This window comes from Streptomyces sp. NBC_00287 (assembly GCF_036173105.1).
Lineage (GTDB): Bacteria > Actinomycetota > Actinomycetes > Streptomycetales > Streptomycetaceae > Streptomyces.
Genome location: NZ_CP108053.1, coordinates 4,658,962 through 4,675,962, shown reverse-complemented (window position 1 = coordinate 4,675,962; position 17,001 = coordinate 4,658,962). Strand labels below are relative to the sequence as shown.

17 protein-coding genes, 2 tRNA genes and 1 pseudogene are annotated in these 17,001 nt (G+C 69.1%); 15 read left to right on the top strand and 5 right to left on the bottom strand.

Features of this window, described 5'->3' with window-relative positions; genetic code table 11:
* Nucleotides 1-88: 88 nt before the first annotated feature.
* The gene (locus OHT76_RS21285) at nucleotides 89-598 is read right to left on the bottom strand and encodes an SSI family serine proteinase inhibitor (RefSeq protein ID WP_328872433.1); all 510 of its coding nucleotides are present in this window, start codon (nucleotides 596-598) and stop codon (nucleotides 89-91) included.
* 170 nt (nucleotides 599-768) lie between these two features.
* On the opposite strand from OHT76_RS21285, the gene OHT76_RS21280 reads away from it, so the two are divergent.
* The 4 genes from OHT76_RS21280 to OHT76_RS21265 all read left to right on the top strand — a co-directional run bounded on the left by OHT76_RS21280 (nucleotide 769) and on the right by OHT76_RS21265 (nucleotide 3,166).
* Nucleotides 769-859 (top strand) — tRNA-Ser (locus tag OHT76_RS21280).
* 178 nt (nucleotides 860-1,037) lie between these two features.
* Nucleotides 1,038-1,110, top strand: a tRNA-Arg gene (locus OHT76_RS21275).
* 101 nt (nucleotides 1,111-1,211) lie between these two features.
* Nucleotides 1,212-1,808, top strand: coding sequence for a signal protein (locus OHT76_RS21270; RefSeq protein ID WP_328872432.1), 597 nt, complete (start codon nucleotides 1,212-1,214; stop codon nucleotides 1,806-1,808).
* Nucleotides 1,809-1,912: 104 nt separating this feature from the next.
* Nucleotides 1,913-3,166, top strand: a complete 1,254-nt coding sequence (locus OHT76_RS21265) for a hypothetical protein (RefSeq protein ID WP_328872431.1) — start codon at nucleotides 1,913-1,915, stop codon at nucleotides 3,164-3,166.
* A 3-nt stretch (nucleotides 3,167-3,169) separates the two neighbouring features.
* On the opposite strand, the gene OHT76_RS21260 is transcribed toward OHT76_RS21265, so the two are convergent.
* Together OHT76_RS21260 and OHT76_RS21255 are read right to left on the bottom strand one after the other, a co-directional pair.
* A complete protein-coding gene (locus OHT76_RS21260; protein ID WP_328872430.1) occupies nucleotides 3,170-3,619 on the bottom strand; it encodes a GtrA family protein in 450 nt (149 codons plus the stop codon).
* A 156-nt stretch (nucleotides 3,620-3,775) separates the two neighbouring features.
* The gene (locus OHT76_RS21255) at nucleotides 3,776-4,603 is read right to left on the bottom strand and encodes an NAD(P)H-binding protein (RefSeq protein WP_328872429.1); all 828 of its coding nucleotides are present in this window, start codon (nucleotides 4,601-4,603) and stop codon (nucleotides 3,776-3,778) included.
* A 99-nt stretch (nucleotides 4,604-4,702) separates the two neighbouring features.
* On the opposite strand from OHT76_RS21255, the gene OHT76_RS21250 reads away from it, so the two are divergent.
* Nucleotides 4,703-5,101 (top strand): winged helix-turn-helix transcriptional regulator, encoded by a 399-nt coding sequence (locus OHT76_RS21250; protein WP_328872428.1) that lies wholly within the window; start codon nucleotides 4,703-4,705, stop codon nucleotides 5,099-5,101.
* Nucleotides 5,102-5,115: 14 nt separating this feature from the next.
* Here OHT76_RS21250 and OHT76_RS21245 read toward each other — a convergent pair whose 3' ends face one another.
* On the bottom strand, nucleotides 5,116-5,595 hold the full coding sequence (locus tag OHT76_RS21245; RefSeq protein WP_328872427.1) for a MarR family winged helix-turn-helix transcriptional regulator: 480 nt from the start codon (nucleotides 5,593-5,595) through the stop codon (nucleotides 5,116-5,118).
* An 86-nt stretch (nucleotides 5,596-5,681) separates the two neighbouring features.
* On the opposite strand from OHT76_RS21245, the gene OHT76_RS21240 reads away from it, so the two are divergent.
* The 10 genes and pseudogenes from OHT76_RS21240 to OHT76_RS21195 all read left to right on the top strand — a co-directional run bounded on the left by OHT76_RS21240 (nucleotide 5,682) and on the right by OHT76_RS21195 (nucleotide 16,529).
* The gene (locus OHT76_RS21240) at nucleotides 5,682-6,056 is read left to right on the top strand and encodes an HGxxPAAW family protein (protein WP_328872426.1); all 375 of its coding nucleotides are present in this window, start codon (nucleotides 5,682-5,684) and stop codon (nucleotides 6,054-6,056) included.
* 66 nt (nucleotides 6,057-6,122) lie between these two features.
* Nucleotides 6,123-6,443, top strand: a pseudogene (locus tag OHT76_RS21235) (BRO-N domain-containing protein); the annotation flags it as partial.
* Nucleotides 6,444-6,661: 218 nt separating this feature from the next.
* A complete protein-coding gene (locus tag OHT76_RS21230) occupies nucleotides 6,662-7,036 on the top strand; it encodes a hypothetical protein (protein WP_328876772.1) in 375 nt (124 codons plus the stop codon).
* Between the two features lie 130 nt (nucleotides 7,037-7,166).
* Complete coding sequence (locus OHT76_RS21225; RefSeq protein WP_328872425.1) at nucleotides 7,167-8,039, top strand: DUF2797 domain-containing protein; 873 nt, start codon at nucleotides 7,167-7,169, stop codon at nucleotides 8,037-8,039.
* Between the two features lie 185 nt (nucleotides 8,040-8,224).
* The gene (locus tag OHT76_RS21220; protein WP_328872424.1) at nucleotides 8,225-8,965 is read left to right on the top strand and encodes a response regulator transcription factor; all 741 of its coding nucleotides are present in this window, start codon (nucleotides 8,225-8,227) and stop codon (nucleotides 8,963-8,965) included.
* Nucleotides 8,962-10,569 (top strand): sensor histidine kinase, encoded by a 1,608-nt coding sequence (locus OHT76_RS21215; protein ID WP_328872423.1) that lies wholly within the window; start codon nucleotides 8,962-8,964, stop codon nucleotides 10,567-10,569. Before OHT76_RS21220 ends, OHT76_RS21215 begins: the two co-directional genes overlap by 4 nt.
* A 14-nt stretch (nucleotides 10,570-10,583) precedes the next feature.
* A complete protein-coding gene (locus tag OHT76_RS21210; protein ID WP_328872422.1) occupies nucleotides 10,584-11,999 on the top strand; it encodes a bifunctional glycosyltransferase family 2/GtrA family protein in 1,416 nt (471 codons plus the stop codon).
* Nucleotides 11,996-14,107, top strand: coding sequence for a glycosyltransferase family 39 protein (locus tag OHT76_RS21205; protein ID WP_328872421.1), 2,112 nt, complete (start codon nucleotides 11,996-11,998; stop codon nucleotides 14,105-14,107). Before OHT76_RS21210 ends, OHT76_RS21205 begins: the two co-directional genes overlap by 4 nt.
* Before the next feature lie 64 nt (nucleotides 14,108-14,171).
* Entirely contained in the window at nucleotides 14,172-15,656 is a 1,485-nt protein-coding gene (locus OHT76_RS21200; protein WP_328872420.1) for an MFS transporter, read from the top strand.
* Between the two features lie 117 nt (nucleotides 15,657-15,773).
* Nucleotides 15,774-16,529: a TetR/AcrR family transcriptional regulator gene (locus OHT76_RS21195; RefSeq protein ID WP_328872419.1), complete on the top strand. Its 756-nt coding sequence runs from the start codon at nucleotides 15,774-15,776 to the stop codon at nucleotides 16,527-16,529.
* On the opposite strand, the gene OHT76_RS21190 is transcribed toward OHT76_RS21195, so the two are convergent.
* Nucleotides 16,526-16,996, bottom strand: coding sequence for a PPOX class F420-dependent oxidoreductase (locus OHT76_RS21190; protein WP_328872418.1), 471 nt, complete (start codon nucleotides 16,994-16,996; stop codon nucleotides 16,526-16,528). The genes OHT76_RS21195 and OHT76_RS21190 overlap by 4 nt on opposite strands.
* Between the last annotated feature and the right edge of the window lie 5 nt (nucleotides 16,997-17,001).

Sequence of the window (17,001 nt, the reverse complement as noted above, 5' to 3'; positions counted from 1 at the left end):
AGAACGTATGACCGCGTGCCCTCGACGTCCCCGCGCTTCGCCAGACCTTCGCGGGACCTTTACGGAGCCGGGGTCCGGCGGGGGCCGGTCATCCCTGGCCGGCGGGCCGCAGATCGGGCAGTACGGGCACGAGCCGGTCCCACCGGCCGATCTCGCACCCGTTCCCTCGCTCGAACCGGGCGTCAACGGGCCGCCCGGCCCAGGTCCCGGTGACATGCGCGGTGGCGGCCCCGCCGTACTGCATGGTGCAGACGCTGCCTTCCGGTACGGGGGCGAAGGCGTCCTTGCCCCAGCGGGCGCCGCGGTCGAGCGCGGCGCAGGCGCCGGAGACGTCGGGGTGGTCACCGCCGCCGGGGTGGCAGTACAGCTCGTACCGGCCGTCGGCGCCGCCGGCGTTCTTGACGGTGACGGTGAGGTGGTCGCCGGGGCGGGCGGAGTCCGGGATGCCCGGGTGCACGACGGCGGACGCGGTGGCGACGGGCAGGGCGGAGGCGGCGGCGACCGAACCGGCGGCGACGACCAGGAACCGGCCCAGACGGCCGGTGCGGGAGGGGCGGGGGGCGCGATGGCTGCCCGAGGGGCGTGAGGCCTGCAACATGACCTGACTAACGCCCCACGCGCCGGGACGTTGCGCGGGGCGCCCCACCAGCGACAAGGGCTTTGCCCCGCACCCCGCCTGCCTAGTACCGTGGGGGGCGATTGGTGACACCGCGCTCGACTGTGTCATCATCGGCACGCACCACTCGCGCTCGCGCGAGCGGCTGTGCTGGAGGCGTCGCCTAGTCCGGTCTATGGCGCCGCACTGCTAATGCGGTTTGGGCCTTCAAGCCCATCGAGGGTTCAAATCCCTCCGCCTCCGCCGTAGATCACCGAAGCCCCGGTCACACGACCGGGGCTTTAGTGCTTCCAGAGCACGTTTCCGCAGGTCACAAGGGGTACAGCTAACGGATTTCACATGGCGGCGGCAGTCATGTAATGTTCTTCCTGTCGCCGCGAGCGGGCCGAAAGGGCCGGGGAGCGGCGAGAAAACAGAACAAGCACTCGTAGCTTAACGGATAGAGCATCTGACTACGGATCAGAAGGTTGCAGGTTCGAATCCTGCCGAGTGCACATAAGTCGAGGGCCCCGGAGAGATCCGGGGCCCTCGGTGTTTCTGGTGATGGTCGGCGGGCAGCGGTTCTGATCTTGTGTGTGGGGGGATCATGCGTGTGATGAGGGGTCGTGGGGCGGCGTCCGTCTCGGCCGCCGGGCTCGTCGTCGCTTTCGCCGCCGGGTGTGGGTCGGGTGCGGCCACCGACGACGCCGCACGTCTTGCCTCCGGTGATCTGCAGAGCCGTTGGTGGACCTGGGCCGCCACCGAGCCCGAGGAGACGAACCCCGTAGCGGACGAGGACGGGAGCGCTTGTGCGGTCAATCAGGCTGACGACGTCTGGTTTCTCGCCGGCACCTTCGGGACGAAGGCCGAGCGGTCCTGTCCGGTTCCCGCGGGGGTGCCGATTGCCTTTCCGGTGGTGAATCGGATCGGCGCGGAGGCGGACTGCGTCGACTTCATGCGTACGGCCGAGGGGTCGGTCGTACTGGATGGTGAGGCCGTCGAGGCGGATCGGTACTCCGGTGAGACGGTCACTGTCACCGGTGCCGAGGGGAACCCCGTGACCGGGGAGGCGGGGACCTTTTCCGCCACCGGGTGTGGGCTGTGGGTGCAGATGGCTGCCCTCCCGCCCGGCAAGCACACGCTCGAAATCCGTGGCAGGTCCGGGGACTTCGCCACCGAGGTGGACTACTCGCTGGCCGTGGCCCGGCAGTAGGCGGCAGGGCGATCCGGCTCCGAACATACGTGCTTGTGCCGTCTGTTCGAGTGCGCCTATGTTTGCCCGCCATGACCATTCCGAGAAGATCAATTCTCCGGGGCATGGCCGCCGCCCCCTTCGCAGGTGCGGCCGTGAATCTGCTCTCCGCCGCCCCCGCCCACGCGGCGACCGTGGATGCGAGCCAGTACTCCATCACCAGCCGCTCCTACAACAGCCACGGTGAATTCGCGGCGCTGGCGGCCGGGTTGGCGGTCAAGTTGCCCAAGGTCGACGCGAGCGCGGTCATAGCCGACGCCAATCGCAGCGCCAAGGTCCTTACCGGTGCCCCCAGCACCGCCGAGGCCTTCCAGGCCGGTTTCGCCTGGGACACCGCCGATCAGGAGGTCGCGTACTGGATACCCCAGGGCGTCACCACCAGCGCCGACGCCTTCGGCAACGGCCTCTATCCGGCCGGCGGCAGCGACAAAGTCATCCTCGTCTCCTGGTACTTCGAGACCAACACCGATGACGACGCCGAGCTGGAGTACCCGCTCGACAAGGGCATGCGGCTGACCTTCGTCGACTACAACAACCCCGCTGCGCCCACGTATCGGCATGTGCTGCTGGTCGAGCCGGTCAGGACCGGCACGGGCGAGTACTCGTTCAACCCCGTCCGCAAGCACGCGGGCGGGATCATGTGGTACGGGAACCTGCTGTACGTCGTGGACACGTACAAGGGGCTGCGGATCTTCGACCTCAACACCCTTTTCACGGTCGACCCCGCCGAGAAGGACATCTGCGGTCTGCACACCGACGGCAAGTACTACGGCTACGGCTACCAGTACGTCCTCTCGCAGAGCCACGCCTACGACAATGCCGGAACGTATCTGCGCTACTCGACCATCGGGCTCGACCGTGCCAGCAGCCCCGACAGCCTGGTGATCAGCGAGTACTCCCTCGACGGCGTCGTCTCCTACAACGACCCCGGCCACACCTTCAGCGGCACGGTCCCGCCCGGCGAGACGACCCCCCATGTGGTCCGCTGGCCGCTCGACTACACCGACCGGCACCCGGGTTCGCCCACCGCGACCGAGGCCGTCACCGTCGCCCAGAAGAAGATCCAGGGCGTCGTTTCCCGCAACACCAAGCACTACCTCTCGGTCAGCGTCGGCGAGACCACCAAGGGCGCCCTGCGCACCTTCACCTCCGGCGGCTCGACCGCGACCACCGTCGCCGACCTGGCCATCGGCTGCGAGGACCTCAGCTTCCACAGCAGCGGCGCGTCGGGATGGGCGTACACCGAGTCCGTGATCTGGAACGTCAGCGAGTACGTCAACAAGCGGTATGTGTACGCGGTCCGGGCGGACGGTTCCTAGTCCCTAGCAGGCTGCCGGGACCGGGAAGGGGACACCGACCTTGCGCGGACGCGGTCGGGTCCCCTCGTCCGCGAAGACGAACAGCCGCAGCACCAGGAAGCGGCCGACGCCGACGAGTCCGGCGGCGGTGAGGTAGACCGTCTGCTCCCACAGCAGCGTGGGCGAGGGCTCCAGCGCGTGCAGGACCAGGATCGCGGCGGACGTCACCGCGTAGGCCACCGCCGCCGAACCCGCCGACTGGAGGTGCCGGCGCAGGCCGGGGCGGCTGCCGGTGCCGAAGGTGAACAGGGCGTGCAGCTCCGTGCAGAGCAGGGTGGAGGCCACCGTGATCAGCGCGTTGGCCAGCGCCCATGGCATCGAGTACGCCAGCAGCGGCACCGTAGCGCCGGAAACGAGCCCGACGCCGCCACCGCACACCACGAACCGGGCGAAGGAGGCGAGCGGCGAGGTCATGGAACTTCCTTCCGGGGGAGGGCCGTTGGACGTTGATCGGCTGTCTTGACCAGCCGAGTTCAACGATCCCGCGGCCCGCCGTCCCGGACGAGGTGGCCTGCTCCCGAATCGGGGGTGGTGCCAGCCCCACCAAGGGAGGTGGGGCCGCCGGCCGGCCTACTTGAACGCCTCCGCGTTCCGTGCCGCCCAGTCCGCGAAGTCGTGCGGGCGGCGGCCGAGGAGACGCTCGGCGTCGGGCCTCACTCGCGTGAGCGCCTCGGGCGGATTGCCCAGCATGTCGAGCGTGGTCTCCACGACCGGCTCGGGCATGAACCCCACCATCCGCGCCCGCGCCTCCGCCCGGGTCAGCTCCATGAACCGCACGGGCTCGCCCAACGCGGCCTGGATAGCGGCGGTTTGCTGCCGGGGCGAGACGGGTTCGGGTCCGGTCAGCTCGTACACCTTCCCGCCGTGGCCCGGCTCGCGCAGGGTTACGGCGGCGGCTTGGGCGATGTCGACGGGGTCGACGGTCGGCAGGGCCACGTCGCCGAAGGGGGCGGCGACTTCACGGTGTGCGCGGATCGGCTCGGCCCACTGGAGGGCGTTGGAGTGGAAGCCGCTGGGGCGCAGCATCGTCCACTCCACGCCCGAGGCCTTGACGGCGTCCTCCAGCATGGCGGGCAGATGCCCGGTCCCGACGCCCTGCGAGGACAGCAGGACCACGCGCCCCACCCCGGCGGCCCGTACGACCTCCATGACGGCGCCGAGGTCGCCACCGGAGCCGATGAAGTCGCCGGAGGTCAGCAGGAAGAGGGCGGAGGCGCCGTCGAGGGCGGGTTTCAGTGTCGCGGGGTCGGCCAGATCGCCTTGCTGATGACGGATGCCCGCCCCTGCCTCCCCCGCCGGGGTCCGCCGCGAGACCGCCGTAACCCGCTCCCCCGCCTCGACCAGCGCCCGCACCAGCGGCCGTCCGACATTGCCCGTCGCTCCGGTCACCACGATCATCGTCGTACTCCGTTCCGAGTCGTCAACTTCCTGTTCAGGAACGGTACTTGTGCGAAGCTAGTAGGTACCTAGAGGAAAGTATTGGGGGAAGTGGTCGCTGTGATCGAGAGCACACCGAAAGCCGTCGAGCCCGAGAACGCCTGCCCCATCGCCCCGGTCGTCGACATCGTCTTCAGCCGCTGGACCACCCCGATCCTGTGGGCCCTCCACGAATTCGGTCGGCAGCGCTTCGTCGAACTGGAGCGCCGAATCGCCACGATCACACCGAAGGTGCTGACCCAACGCCTGCGTCAACTGGAGCGCGACGGCCTCGTCATCCGCACCTACCACCCCGAGGTCCCCCCGCGCGTGGAGTACGAGATCAGCGAACTGGGGCGCAGCTTGGCCCCGCTGTTCTCCGCGCTGTCCGAGTGGTCGGTCAACCTGGAACGGGTGGATCGGGCCCGGTTTGCGTATGACGAGCGCGAGGAGGAGCGGGGGCGTGGGCGGCGGCGCTGACTTGGTGCGGCGCCTCAGCCGTCGTGGTCGCGGAGTTCGTCGATGTACTGCTGGGCCAGGCCGGTCGTGCGGGTGAACCAGTCGGTCAGTACGGCGATCTCGTCGGGGGAGTAGGCGGCGAACAGGGCGTTCAGGCGGCCGTAGTACGGCCCGTACAGCTTCTCCACGCGGGCGACGGCGGTCGGCACCGCGGCTACGCGGACCCGGCGGCGGTCGGTCGGATCGGGGACGCGGGTGATGAAGCCGGCGCGCTCGAGGCGGTTGAGGATGCCGGTCATCGCGCCGGTGGTGACATGGGCGTGCTCGGCGAGATCGCCCGCGGTGAGCAGGTTCTCGCCGGCCTTCAGCACGCAGCCGAAACAGAGCAGGTCGGTGATGTTCAGGCCCAGCCGCTGGGCCATCTCCTGCTGGCCGAGCAGGTGAGCCGCGATGAGGGAGTCCATCGCGTCCAGCGCCTGGGCGGGGGTGGCGGTGGGGCGCGGCTTGGCTTGCATCTTCCTGATTACCTTAGCTAGTAAGAGATTTCTGCGCTAAATTTCTTACGAGGTGAGAGATTCTCGTACCGACTGGGAGGCGGCACGTGAGCGCACATCAGTATGACCACGGACATACGGTCGCGGGGTGGACCGGTTTCGGCATAGCGACGGTCGGGGCGGCGGCGTTGGGGGTCGGCGTCTGTACGGTGTCGGTCGCCTGGCTGGCCCTCGGCTTCGCCATCGGGGCCGTGAGTCTTCTGGTCACCTGGGCCCTGCACCTCGCGGGCTGGGGGAAGCCGTCGGGGCGGCGGCCGCGGGAGGAGTGGCCGATGCGGGTGCGTGATTCCCTGGCGCGGGAGGGGCATTCGGGGTGCCTCGGGTGCCGGCTGGCCGGGCGGGGACGGGGTCGGCGGGAGGTGATTCCCGAGGTCGCGGCGGTGTCTGGTGGTGAATCGATACGGCTGTCACCTTTCGAGTGAACGTGCCGTCCACGTACAGGAGTTGGGTGTACAGATGCCTAGCTTCCGTGGTGGAGGTGATGCTCGATGTACGAGCAGAACAATGTGCCGCCGGAGCAGCAGGCGGTGGAGAAGCGGGATGCGATCGAGATCAGTGACTTCGTGTACGCGGCGACGGGTGCGCGTGTGCGGAGGCTGACGATGCCTGACGGGACGTACTGGTTCCCGGCGGTCGATGTGTGCAAGCACCTGGGGTACGCCCACGTGGGATCCGCGCTACGGAACCTTGCCGATGCGACCAACTTCAACTGTGCTGAAAGTGTGCTTCAGAAGCACACTTCGAGCATTCCCGCAGGTCAGGGATGGCGTCGGAATATGAATCTCGTGAACCTGCAGGGTCTGATTCAGTTGGTCAACGGCTGCACGAAACCTGAGGCTCAACCCTTCAAACGATGGGTCTCCGAAGTCATCGCCACCATCCAGCGCGACGGTTCCTACAGCCTCGAACCGGCCCCCGTACAGCCCGCGCCGAGCGGTGGCACGGCATACGTCATGCCGCAGGAAGTCGCCGACGCGATCGTCCGGCTGGAGGAACGGAACCCATCCGGGCGGACGAGATGCTCGCCGTGGCGCAGGAGGAGCGGATCGCGGAAGCACGTCGCACCAATGACCTGCTGGACCGCATCGCCGACCACCTTGGACACATCGCCGAACGCCTCCGTCCCCCAGCCGCCGGTCCCCGCTCCCTCACCCCCCAGGAGCTCCTCTCCCGCTGGCGCTCCAAGAACCTCGTCGTCACCGACGACGTGCACGCGGTGGCCGCCTACCTCGCTCCCGCGCTGGTGCGGGGCCCGGCCCGGTGTCGGCTGGAGGAGGTCGCCGAGCGCACGGGGCTGACGCTCGACCGCGTGCACGACTGTGTGCGCATGCTGCTCAAGCGGGGCTGTGTGCGGCAGGCCGGGTGTGCGGAGGACGGGGCGCCGGTCTACGTGCTGCCGTAGGACGACCTGAAGGGAACAGCAGGGCCCGAAGTCGCAAGAAGAAGTTGCGGCTTCGGGCCCTCTCGCACATTACCGGGACAGCAGCCGCCGCCGGGGCCATTGTCAGTACCTCCCCCTACCCTCGAAGGCGATGGGACAGGCATGGATGTGCTCGGGGCTGCGGTGGTCGGCGGATGGGCCCGTGTTGGGGTGGGTCGGTGGCCGGCGTACTGCGTTGACCTGGGGGAAACGGGTGGACTTCGGGGTCGCCGAAGGGGGTGTGCGGACGTGTGTGGGGGCCAGGGAGCATGGCTGTCCGGTGCGGGCTGTTGTGTCGGGGCGCAGTACCGGCGCGCGGTGCGAGGAATGCGCCCGGCTGGACCGTGCGCACTCCGTGGCCGCCGACACGATCGCCGACGATCCCCGGCCGTACCGCGTGTATCTGGCGTGGTTCGGGCCCGGCATGATCAAGGTCGGTATCACCGCCGAAGAGCGGGGCTCCGCGCGGCTGCTCGAGCAGGGTGCCGTCTGCTGGAGCTGGCTGGGCACAGGGCCGCTCATGGCCGCCCGCCGCACCGAGGAGCTGTTGCGCGCCGCGCTCCGGGTGCCGGATCGGATTCCGTACGGCGACAAGCGGGCCGTACGGTCCACGCTGCCGAGCTCCCCTGAGGAGCGGGCCGCAGAGGTCGAGCAGTTGCATACGCAGGCCCTCGCCCTCCCCGGTTGGCCCGAGTCCCTCACCCCCGCGCCCTGCCGTCCCGTCGATCACGTCGACGCCTTCGGGCTCGCGGGACTGGCCCCCGCCGTCGGAGAAGTCGCCGAGCTCGTGGCCGGCGGAGCCATCCGGGGGCGCCTCGTCGCCGCCGCCGGACCCGATCTGCATCTGGAGACGGACGCCGGAGTCGTCGTACTCGACACCCGGCTGATGAGAGGGTGGGAGCTGGTGGCGGCCGCCGACGGGCACCAGGCGCTCCCCATCAAGGCGTTCAAAACCGCCGTCACCACCCAGGACGGGCTGTTCTGAACCGGCGTCCGGCCGGGAAGCCGCCCGTCCCGAACCCCCGCCTCGAACACCCGCTTCGAGCCCCCGCCCCGAACCGGAATGCCACCCCCCACCCAGGCATTCCCTGAGAGCCTCCTGTGCGTTTCTCAGGAAAATCACAGCTTGTAGAAAGCGTGTTCTCAGAGGGCCCCGACAAGGTGTTCAGCATGACCACGACCTCGCCCCAGGGGCGCACCGAACTGCTGAGGCCGGACGGGAGCCCCGTCCGAGTGCTTGTGGTGGACGACGAGTTGTCGATCACCGAGCTGCTGTCCATGGCTCTGCGATACGAAGGCTGGCAGATCCGGAGTGCGGGGGATGGCACAGGTGCCATCCAGACCGCGCGGGAGTTCCGGCCCGACGCCGTCGTTCTCGACATGATGCTGCCCGATATGGACGGGCTGACCGTTCTCGGGCGGCTGCGGCGCGAGCTTCCCGAGGTGCCCGTCCTCTTCCTCACCGCGAAGGACGCCGTTGAGGACCGTATCGCCGGGCTCACCGCCGGCGGTGACGACTACGTCACCAAGCCGTTCTCCCTCGAAGAGGTCGTCGCTCGGCTTCGCGGGCTCATCCGTCGTTCCGGTGCCGCCGATCGCCGCTCGGACTCCGTGCTCGTCGTCGGTGATCTCACCCTCGACGAGGACAGTCACGAGGTCTCGCGGGCCGGTGACTCCATCCACCTCACCGCCACCGAGTTCGAGCTGCTGCGCTTCCTGATGCGCAACCCGCGGCGCGTGCTCAGCAAGGCGCAGATCCTCGACCGCGTGTGGTCGTACGACTTCGGCGGGCAGGCCAATGTCGTCGAGCTGTACATCTCCTACCTGCGGCGGAAGATCGACGCCGGGCGGGAGCCCATGATTCACACCCGGCGCGGCGCCGGTTATCTGATCAAGCCCGCGGCGTCATGAGCGGACGACGACGGACGCGTCCGCAGAAGATGCGAGCGGGTCAGCCGCGCACCCTGCGGACGCGGCTCGTCGTCGCATCCGTGGTGCTGATCGCCGTGGTCTGCGCGGTGATCGGCACGGTAACCACGCTGGCGCTGCGGTCGCATCTGTACGACCAGCTCGACGGGCGGCTGACCGAAGTCGCAGGTCGCGCGGCCGGTTTCGGGGGACCCCCCGGCGGTGATCCCAGCAAGGACAACGCGGTCGACAAGGCCAACGCCTTCAGCATCGACGAGGCCGTCACACACGGCCCCCAGCCGCAGGGCACGGTCATCGCCGAGGTGCAGAATGGCTCCATCACCGCGGCCAAGGTCGGCCTGGAGGACGAGAACAGCACCGACTTCAGCGGGCTGGAGCCCAAGGACCTCACCGAGGCCCAGATCCAGGCGCTCAACTCCGTCCCCCAGGACCGTGAGAAGCACACCGTGGACCTCGGCAGCCTGGGTGAGTACCGGGTCGAGTACAAGACCGGCACCAACGGCAGCTACTACGTCGCCATCCCGACCAAGGACGTCAACAGCACCCTCAACACCCTCATCCTCATCGAGGTCAGCGTCACCGCCGCCGGCCTAATCGCCGCCTCCCTCGCCGGCACCGTCATCGTCGGTGTCGCCACCCGCCCCCTGCGCAGGGTCGCCGCCACCGCCACCCGCGTCTCCGAACTCCCGCTTCACACCGGCGAGGTGAACCTCGAGGAGCGCGTCCCGGAGTCCGAATGCGACCCGCACACCGAGGTCGGCCAGGTCGGCGCCGCGCTCAACCGGATGCTGGACCATGTCCACGGCGCCCTGCACGCGCGGCAGCAGAGCGAGATGCGGGTACGGCAGTTCGTGGCCGACGCCAGCCATGAGCTCAGGACCCCGCTGGCCTCCATCCGCGGGTACGCCGAGCTGACCAGACGCGGCAGAGAACAGATCGGACCCGACACCCGGCACGCCCTCGGCCGTATCGAATCCGAGGCGGGCCGGATGACGCTGCTCGTCGAGGATCTCCTCCTGCTGGCCCGGCTGGACGCAGGACGGCCGCTGCAGTTCGAGCAGACCGACCTCATCCCGCTGGTCGTGGACACCGTCAGCGACTCCCGCGCGGCCGGGATGGACCACAACTGGCGGCTCGACCTGCCCGACGAACCGGCCCTCGTGTCGGCGGACGCGGCGCGCGTCCAGCAGGTACTGGTCAATCTGCTCGGCAACGCCCGCAAGCACACCGCCCCCGGGACGACCATCACCGCGCGCATCGAGCGGCGCGGCCCCTGGATGTGTGTGGACGTCGAGGACAACGGCCAGGGCATCCCGGCCGATTTGCTGCCGCATGTCTTCGAACGGTTCGCGCGCGGCGACTCCTCACGCTCCCGCGCCTCCGGCTCGACAGGGCTCGGCCTCGCCATCGTGCAGGCCGTCGCGACCGCGCACGGCGGTGCCGTGACCGTCGACAGCGTCCCCGGGCGGACCGTCTTCACGGTCCATCTGCCCGCGCTCGCCGCGCAGCCCGCGCCCGAAACGAATTGGCAATCGCACTCACAGGCACAGCACAGCGCCACCACACGGGTGCAACAGGGCGCTTGAGAAGAGTCGGTTCCATGCGAACCGACTCTTCTCCCGGCACCCTGCCGGCGCGGGAGCACCTCCCGGCCGGAGACGCCGGTACGCCTGTCCTGGACGTAGTGATCCCCGTCTACAACGAGGAGAAGGACCTCCAGCCGTGTGTGCTGAGACTGCACGAGCACCTCAAGCGCACCTTCCCGTACGCGTTCCGCATCACGATCGCGGACAACGCGTCCACGGACACCACCCCTCAGGTGTCCCAGCGGCTGGAGGCGAAGATTCCGGAGGTCCGGGCCTTCCGCCTGGAGCAGAAGGGCCGCGGTCGCGCCCTGCGCGCCGTGTGGTCCGCCTCGGACGCCCCCGTCCTCGCCTACATGGACGTGGACCTGTCCACCGACCTCAACGCCCTGCTGCCGCTGGTGGCCCCGCTGATCTCGGGCCACTCCGACCTGGCGATCGGCTCCCGTCTCGCCCGCTCCTCCCGCGTCGTACGCGGCCCCAAGCGGGAGTTCATCAGCCGCTCGTACAACCTCATCCTGCGCGGTTCGCTGCAGGCCCGCTTCTCGGATGCCCAGTGCGGGTTCAAGGCGATCCGGCGTGATGTGGCCCAGGTACTGCTGCCGCTGGTGGAGGACACCGGCTGGTTCTTCGACACCGAGATGCTGGTCGTCGCCGAGCGCGCGGGGCTGCGGATCCACGAGGTGCCGGTCGACTGGGTCGACGACCCGGACTCCACCGTCCACATCGTCAAGACGGCGACCGACGATCTGAAGGGCGTCTGGCGGGTGGGCAAGGCCCTGGCCACCGGTTCGCTTCCGCTGGACCGCCTCGCCCGTCCCTTCGGCGACGACCCGCGCGACCGCGAGATCAAGGACGTACCGAAGGGCCTGGCCCGCCAGCTCGTCGGCTTCTGTGTGGTCGGCGGTCTGTCCACGCTCTTCTATCTGCTGCTCTACAGCGGCTTCCGCCAGTTCACCGGTTCGCAGGTGGCCAACGCGCTGGCCCTGCTGGTCTCCGCCGTCGCCAACACGGCCGCCAACCGGCGCCTCACCTTCGGGGTGCGGGGCCGCGGCGGGGCGATCCGGCATCAGGCGCAGGGCCTGGTCGTCTTCGCCATCGGCCTCGCGCTGACCAGCGGTTCGCTGGTCGCGCTGGGCGCGGCGAGCGCGGACCCCGACCACTCCACCGAACTGGCGGTCCTGATCGCCGCCAACCTCGCGGCGACCGTACTGCGCTTCCTGCTCTTCCGGGCGTGGGTGTTCCCGGACCGGCGCGAGGAGCCGGTCGTCACGGCGCCGATTCCGACGTACGTCGTCCAGCAGCCGCCGCTGCCGCAGCGCCCCACCTCTCACTTCCGCGCCGGTGACGCCGCGGACCACACCTGGAGGGACGCCACCATGCGGCTTCAGCCGGTGCGCCCCTCCGACACCGACCCGGGGGATACCCGATGACCATCACCAGTACGGCCGTACAGGAGCCGATCACGGCGGCCCCTGACGCCGGCGAACCCAAGCAGCCGGTCCTGCGCAGACTGTGGCGCGGCCGACCCGAGGACCCGCGCTGGGCGCGCCCGGCCTTCCTCGCCCTGCTGCTCGCCACCGCCGTCCTCTACCTCTACAACCTGAGCGCCTCCGGCTACGCCAACTCCTTCTACTCCGCGGCCGTCCAGGCCGGCAGCCAGTCCTGGAAGGCCCTCTTCTTCGGCTCGCTGGACGCGGCCAACGCCATCACCGTCGACAAGCCCCCGGCCGCGCTGTGGCCGATGGCCCTGTCGGTACGGATCTTCGGCCTGAGCTCCTGGGCGATCCTCGTCCCCGAGGTGCTCATGGGCGTCGGCACCGTCGCCGTCGTCTACGCGGCCGTCCGCCGCCGGTTCAGCCCGGCCGCCGGTCTGATCTCGGGCGCGGTACTCGCGCTGACGCCCGTCGCGGCGCTGATGTTCCGGTTCAACAACCCGGACGCGATGCTGGCCCTGCTGATGGCCGTGGCCTGCTACTTCGTCATCCGCGCCCTGGAGGACGGCCGGACGAAGTGGCTGGTCTGGGCCGGAGCAGCGATCGGTTTCGCCTTCCTCGCCAAGACCCTCCAGGCCTTCCTGATCCTGCCCCCGCTCGCCCTTGTCTACGGCGTCTGCGCCCCGGTGACGGTGAAGAAGCGGATCGGACAGCTGGCGGCAGGCCTGGCCGCGATCGTCGTCTCGGGCGGCTGGTGGGTCGCGATCGTAGAGCTGTGGCCGGCGTCCTCGCGCCCGTACATCGGCGGGTCGCAGAACAACTCCTTCCTTGAACTGACCTTCGGCTACAACGGCCTCGGCCGGCTCAACGGTGACGAGACCGGCAGTGTCGGTGGTGGCGGCGGCGGTGGCGGCAATGGTGGCGGCAACTGGGGCGAGACCGGCTGGGACCGGCTGTTCAGCTCCAGCATCGGCGGCCAGATCTCCTGGCTGATCCCGGCCGCGCTGATCCTGCTGATCGCGGGCCTGGTGGCGACGCGCAAGGCGAAGCGCACGTCGGTGACCCGCGGTTCGTTCCTGGTCTGGGGCGGCGCGCTGCTGATCACGATGGTGGTCTTCAGCTATATGCAGGGCATCTTCCACGAGTACTACACGGTGGCCCTCGCCCCCTACATCGCGCCCCTGATCGGCATGGGCTCGGCGCTGCTGTGGGAGAAGCGGGACAAGGCCTGGGCGTCGCTGACGCTCGCGGGCGCGATGACGGCGACGGCTGGCTGGGGTTACGTCCTGCTCAACCGGTCCTCCGACTACCTGCCGTGGCTGAAGTGGCTGGTGCTGGTGGGCGGTCTGGTGGCCGCGCTCGGGCTGATCTTCGCGAGCAGGCTCGGTCGTCAACTGGCCATGGGAGTCGTGGGGTTGGGGCTGGCGGCGGCGCTGGCCGGTCCCACGGCGTACACCCTCACCACGGTGAACGAAGGCCACACCGGCTCGATCGTCACCGCGGGTCCGTCGGTGTCGGGCGGCCGTGGCGGCGGCCCGGGCGGCGGCGGTGGCGGCGGTATGCCGGGTGGCGGCATGCCGGGCCAGCAGGGCCAGCAGGGTCAGCAGGGCGGTGGCATGGGCCAGCCCCCGACCGGCGGGACCGGCGGAGGCATGCCAGGTCAGCAGGGTCAGCAGGGTGGTCAGCAGAACGGTGACGGCGGTATGGCCGGTGGCGGCGGTGGCGGCATGGGCGGTCTGCTCAACGGCGCCACGGTCTCCGACGAGGCCGAGGAACTCCTGACGGAGAACGCCGGCGACTACACCTGGGCCGCCGCGGCCATCGGCGCCCAGAACGCCGCGAGCTACCAGCTCTCCACCGGCGAACCCGTGATGGCGATCGGCGGCTTCAACGGCACCGACCCGTCCCCGACGCTCGCCGAGTTCAAGGAGTACGTGGCGGACGGCAAGATCCACTACTTCATCTCCGGCGGCTCCGGCGGCGGCATGGGTGGCAGCGACAGCGGTACGTCGTCCCAGATCACGGAGTGGGTCGAGGCCAACTTCAAGGAGGTCACGGTCGGTTCGGCCACCTTCTACGACCTGACGCAGGAAGCGAGCAGCTAGCGGCAGCGGAGCTACGAAGAGGGCGTGCTGTACACCGTATGGGAGTCGTTATACGGTGTACAGCATGTCCACGTCCCAAGGTCCCCAGGGCCATCCCCAGCGCTGGCTGATCCTCGGGGTCATCTGTCTCGCCCAGCTCACCGTGCTGCTCGACAACACGATCCTGAACGTGGCCATCCCCACGCTCACCCGTGAGATGGACGCGGCGACCTCCGACATCCAGTGGATGATCAACGCGTACTCGCTCGTGCAGTCCGGTCTGCTGCTCACGGCGGGCAGCGCCGCCGACCGCTACGGCCGCAAGAAGATGCTGATCACCGGCCTGGCCCTGTTCGGCATCGGCTCCCTCGTCGCCGGACTCGCCGACAGTACGGGCCAGTTGATCGCCGCGCGGGCCGGGATGGGCGTCGGCGGGGCGCTGCTGCTGACCACGACCCTCGCGGTGGCGATGCAGATCTTCGCGCCGGAGGAGCACCCGAAGGCGATCGGCATCTGGAGCGCGGTCAACGCACTCGGGTTCGCCTGCGGGCCCCTGATCGGCGGCTTCATGCTGAACCACTTCTGGTGGGGCGCGATCTTCCTGATCAACCTGCCCGTCGCGGCGCTGGGCCTGATCGCCGTCGTCGCCCTGGTCCCCGAGTCCAAGAATCCTCAGGGGGACCGCCCCGACCTCCTCGGCGCACTGCTCTCCACGATCGGCATGGCCTCGCTGGTCTACGCGATCATCTCCGGCCCCGAGCACGGCTGGACCTCGGGCCGGGTGCTGGCCACGGGCGCGGTGGCAGTAGTGGTGCTCGCGGTCTTCGGGTACTGGGAGAGCCGGATCCCGTATCCCATGCTCGACCTCCACTTCTTCCGGGACCGCCGGTTCACGGGCGCGGTCGCCGGAGCGGTCCTGATCACCTTCGGCATGGGCGGCGCGCTGTTCCTGCTCACGCAGCACCTCCAGTTCGTGCTCGGCTACGGCGCCCTGGAGGCTGGCCTGCGGACCGCTCCGCTGGCGTTGACGGTCGTGGCGCTGAACTTCACGGGCGTTTCGGCGAAGTGGACGGCGAGGTTGGGGACACCGATGTCGATTCTGCTCGGGATGGTGTTGATGTCGGCGGGGCTGGTTTCCATAGCGGTTACCTCCGGTGGTTATGCGGGGACGCTGCTCGGGTTGGTGTTGATCGGGGTGGGTTGTGCGATTGCCAATCCGGCGATGGCGCACGCGATCATGAGTGCGATTCCTCGGGAGAAGGCGGGGGTTGGGGCCGGGATCAATGGCACGTTGGCGGAGTTCGGGAACGGGCTTGGTGTTGCTGTGCTGGGGGCTGTGTTGAACTCGCGGTTCGCGGCGTTGATTCCGGTGGCGGCGAGCAGTTTGCCTGCGGCGTTGGCCTCGGCGGAGTCTGAGGATGAGAAGTCTCGGATCACCGATGCGTTTGCCTCCGGCCTTGAGACCAGTCAGTTGGTGGGGGCGTTGGCTGTGTTGCTTGGGGGGTTGGTCGCGGCGGCGTTGTTGCGTCGGGCCGAGCGGGCAGACTCGGAGGTGGTGGTCGCCCACTAGCTCGGGGGTTCGGGTGCGTGTGCGGCTGCGGGTTCGTTGTGGCTTGTCGCGCAGTTCCCCGCGCCCCTGACGGGGCGCTTTCGTGACCGGCGTTTTGAAAGTTGAGGAAGGTGCGCCATGGGTAAGGCAGCCGCGCGGGCCAGCGTTTGGCTGGAGGACAAAGCGCGCCGGAGTGGGAAAGGTGGGGGGCAGCCCTCCGGGCTCGACCGAGCGCGGATCACCGAGGTGACCGTGCGGCTGCTGGACGCGGAGGGGTTGGCCAAGTTCTCCATGCGCCGCCTCGCCGCCGAGCTGAATGTGACGGCGATGTCCGTCTACTGGTACGTCGACACCAAGGACGACCTTCTGGAGCTCGCTCTGGATGCGGTGTACGGCGAAGTCCGGCTCCCTGACCCCGATGCCGAGGACGAGGACTGGCGGGACCAACTCCGCACACTGGCCGGCGAGTACCGAGCACTATTGGTCCGCCACCCCTGGCTGTCGCCGCTGGCCGGGACGTACCTCAACATCGGGCCGAACTCCCTGGCCTTCTCCCGAGTCGTACAGCGAGTGATCCGCAGAACGGGCCTGCCCGCCGAGGGCGTGACGGGCGCGATCTCGGCCGTCTTCCAGTTCGTGTACGGCTACGGCACGATCGAGGGCCATTTCTTCGCCCGCGTCCAGGACACGGGCATGACCCCCGACGCCTACTTCCAGCAGGCCATGACGACGGTGAGCGAGACCCCCTCGACCGCGGAGGTCATCGAGGAGGCCAAGGACATCATGGCGGCCCGGGGCGGAGACACGGTCGAGGAGATGCTGGAACGGGACTTCGTCTTCGCCCTGGACCTGCTGGTTGCGGGCATCGAGGCGATGGTGGAGAGGGCGGGTTAGGAGTTCTCGGCGAGTCGAGCGGGGAATCCTCCCGTCGCCACCGGACCCCACTTCTCCGGCGTAACCCGAATAATCGACTTCCCCTGCTTCACCATCGCCGCCCGATACTCATCCCAGTCCGGATGCTCCCCGGCGATATTCCGGTAGTACTCGACCAACGGCTCCACGGAATCCGGCGAATCAATCACCTCGGCCGTACCGTCGATCTGCACCCAGGGACCGTCCCAGTCGTCACTCAGCACCAGCAGGCTCACCCGGGAATCCCGCTTGGCATTGCGCGTCTTGGCCCGCTCGGGGTACGTGGAGACGACGATCCGCCCGGCGTCGTCGACCCCACAGGTCAGCGGCGACCCCTGTGGGCCACCGTCCCCCCGCCGCGTCAGCAGGATCGCGCGATGACGCGGCCGTACGAAGTCCAGCAACTCGTTCAGCGAAACGGCGGTGTTGGTCGCGATGTTCGGTGCCATGGCGG

Excerpts from the sequence above, each read along its gene's own strand:
- OHT76_RS21255 (WP_328872429.1), bottom strand. The coding sequence starts at position 4,603 with ATGATCGTGGTGACCGGAGCGACGGGCAATGTCGGACGGCCGCTGGTG.
- OHT76_RS21260 (WP_328872430.1), bottom strand. The coding sequence starts at position 3,619 with ATGACCTCGCCGCTCGCCTCCTTCGCCCGGTTCGTGGTGTGCGGTGGC.
- OHT76_RS21225 (WP_328872425.1), top strand. The coding sequence starts at position 7,167 with ATGGGACAGGCATGGATGTGCTCGGGGCTGCGGTGGTCGGCGGATGGG.
- OHT76_RS21195 (WP_328872419.1), top strand. The coding sequence starts at position 15,774 with ATGGGTAAGGCAGCCGCGCGGGCCAGCGTTTGGCTGGAGGACAAAGCG.
- OHT76_RS21220 (WP_328872424.1), top strand. The coding sequence starts at position 8,225 with ATGACCACGACCTCGCCCCAGGGGCGCACCGAACTGCTGAGGCCGGAC.
- OHT76_RS21245 (WP_328872427.1), bottom strand. The coding sequence starts at position 5,595 with ATGCAAGCCAAGCCGCGCCCCACCGCCACCCCCGCCCAGGCGCTGGAC.
- OHT76_RS21210 (WP_328872422.1), top strand. The coding sequence starts at position 10,584 with ATGCGAACCGACTCTTCTCCCGGCACCCTGCCGGCGCGGGAGCACCTC.
- OHT76_RS21270 (WP_328872432.1), top strand. The coding sequence starts at position 1,212 with ATGAGGGGTCGTGGGGCGGCGTCCGTCTCGGCCGCCGGGCTCGTCGTC.
- OHT76_RS21285 (WP_328872433.1), bottom strand. The coding sequence starts at position 598 with ATGTTGCAGGCCTCACGCCCCTCGGGCAGCCATCGCGCCCCCCGCCCC.
- OHT76_RS21200 (WP_328872420.1), top strand. The coding sequence starts at position 14,172 with ATGTCCACGTCCCAAGGTCCCCAGGGCCATCCCCAGCGCTGGCTGATC.
- OHT76_RS21190 (WP_328872418.1), bottom strand. The coding sequence starts at position 16,996 with ATGGCACCGAACATCGCGACCAACACCGCCGTTTCGCTGAACGAGTTG.
- OHT76_RS21205 (WP_328872421.1), top strand. The coding sequence starts at position 11,996 with ATGACCATCACCAGTACGGCCGTACAGGAGCCGATCACGGCGGCCCCT.
- OHT76_RS21265 (WP_328872431.1), top strand. The coding sequence starts at position 1,913 with ATGGCCGCCGCCCCCTTCGCAGGTGCGGCCGTGAATCTGCTCTCCGCC.
- OHT76_RS21215 (WP_328872423.1), top strand. The coding sequence starts at position 8,962 with ATGAGCGGACGACGACGGACGCGTCCGCAGAAGATGCGAGCGGGTCAG.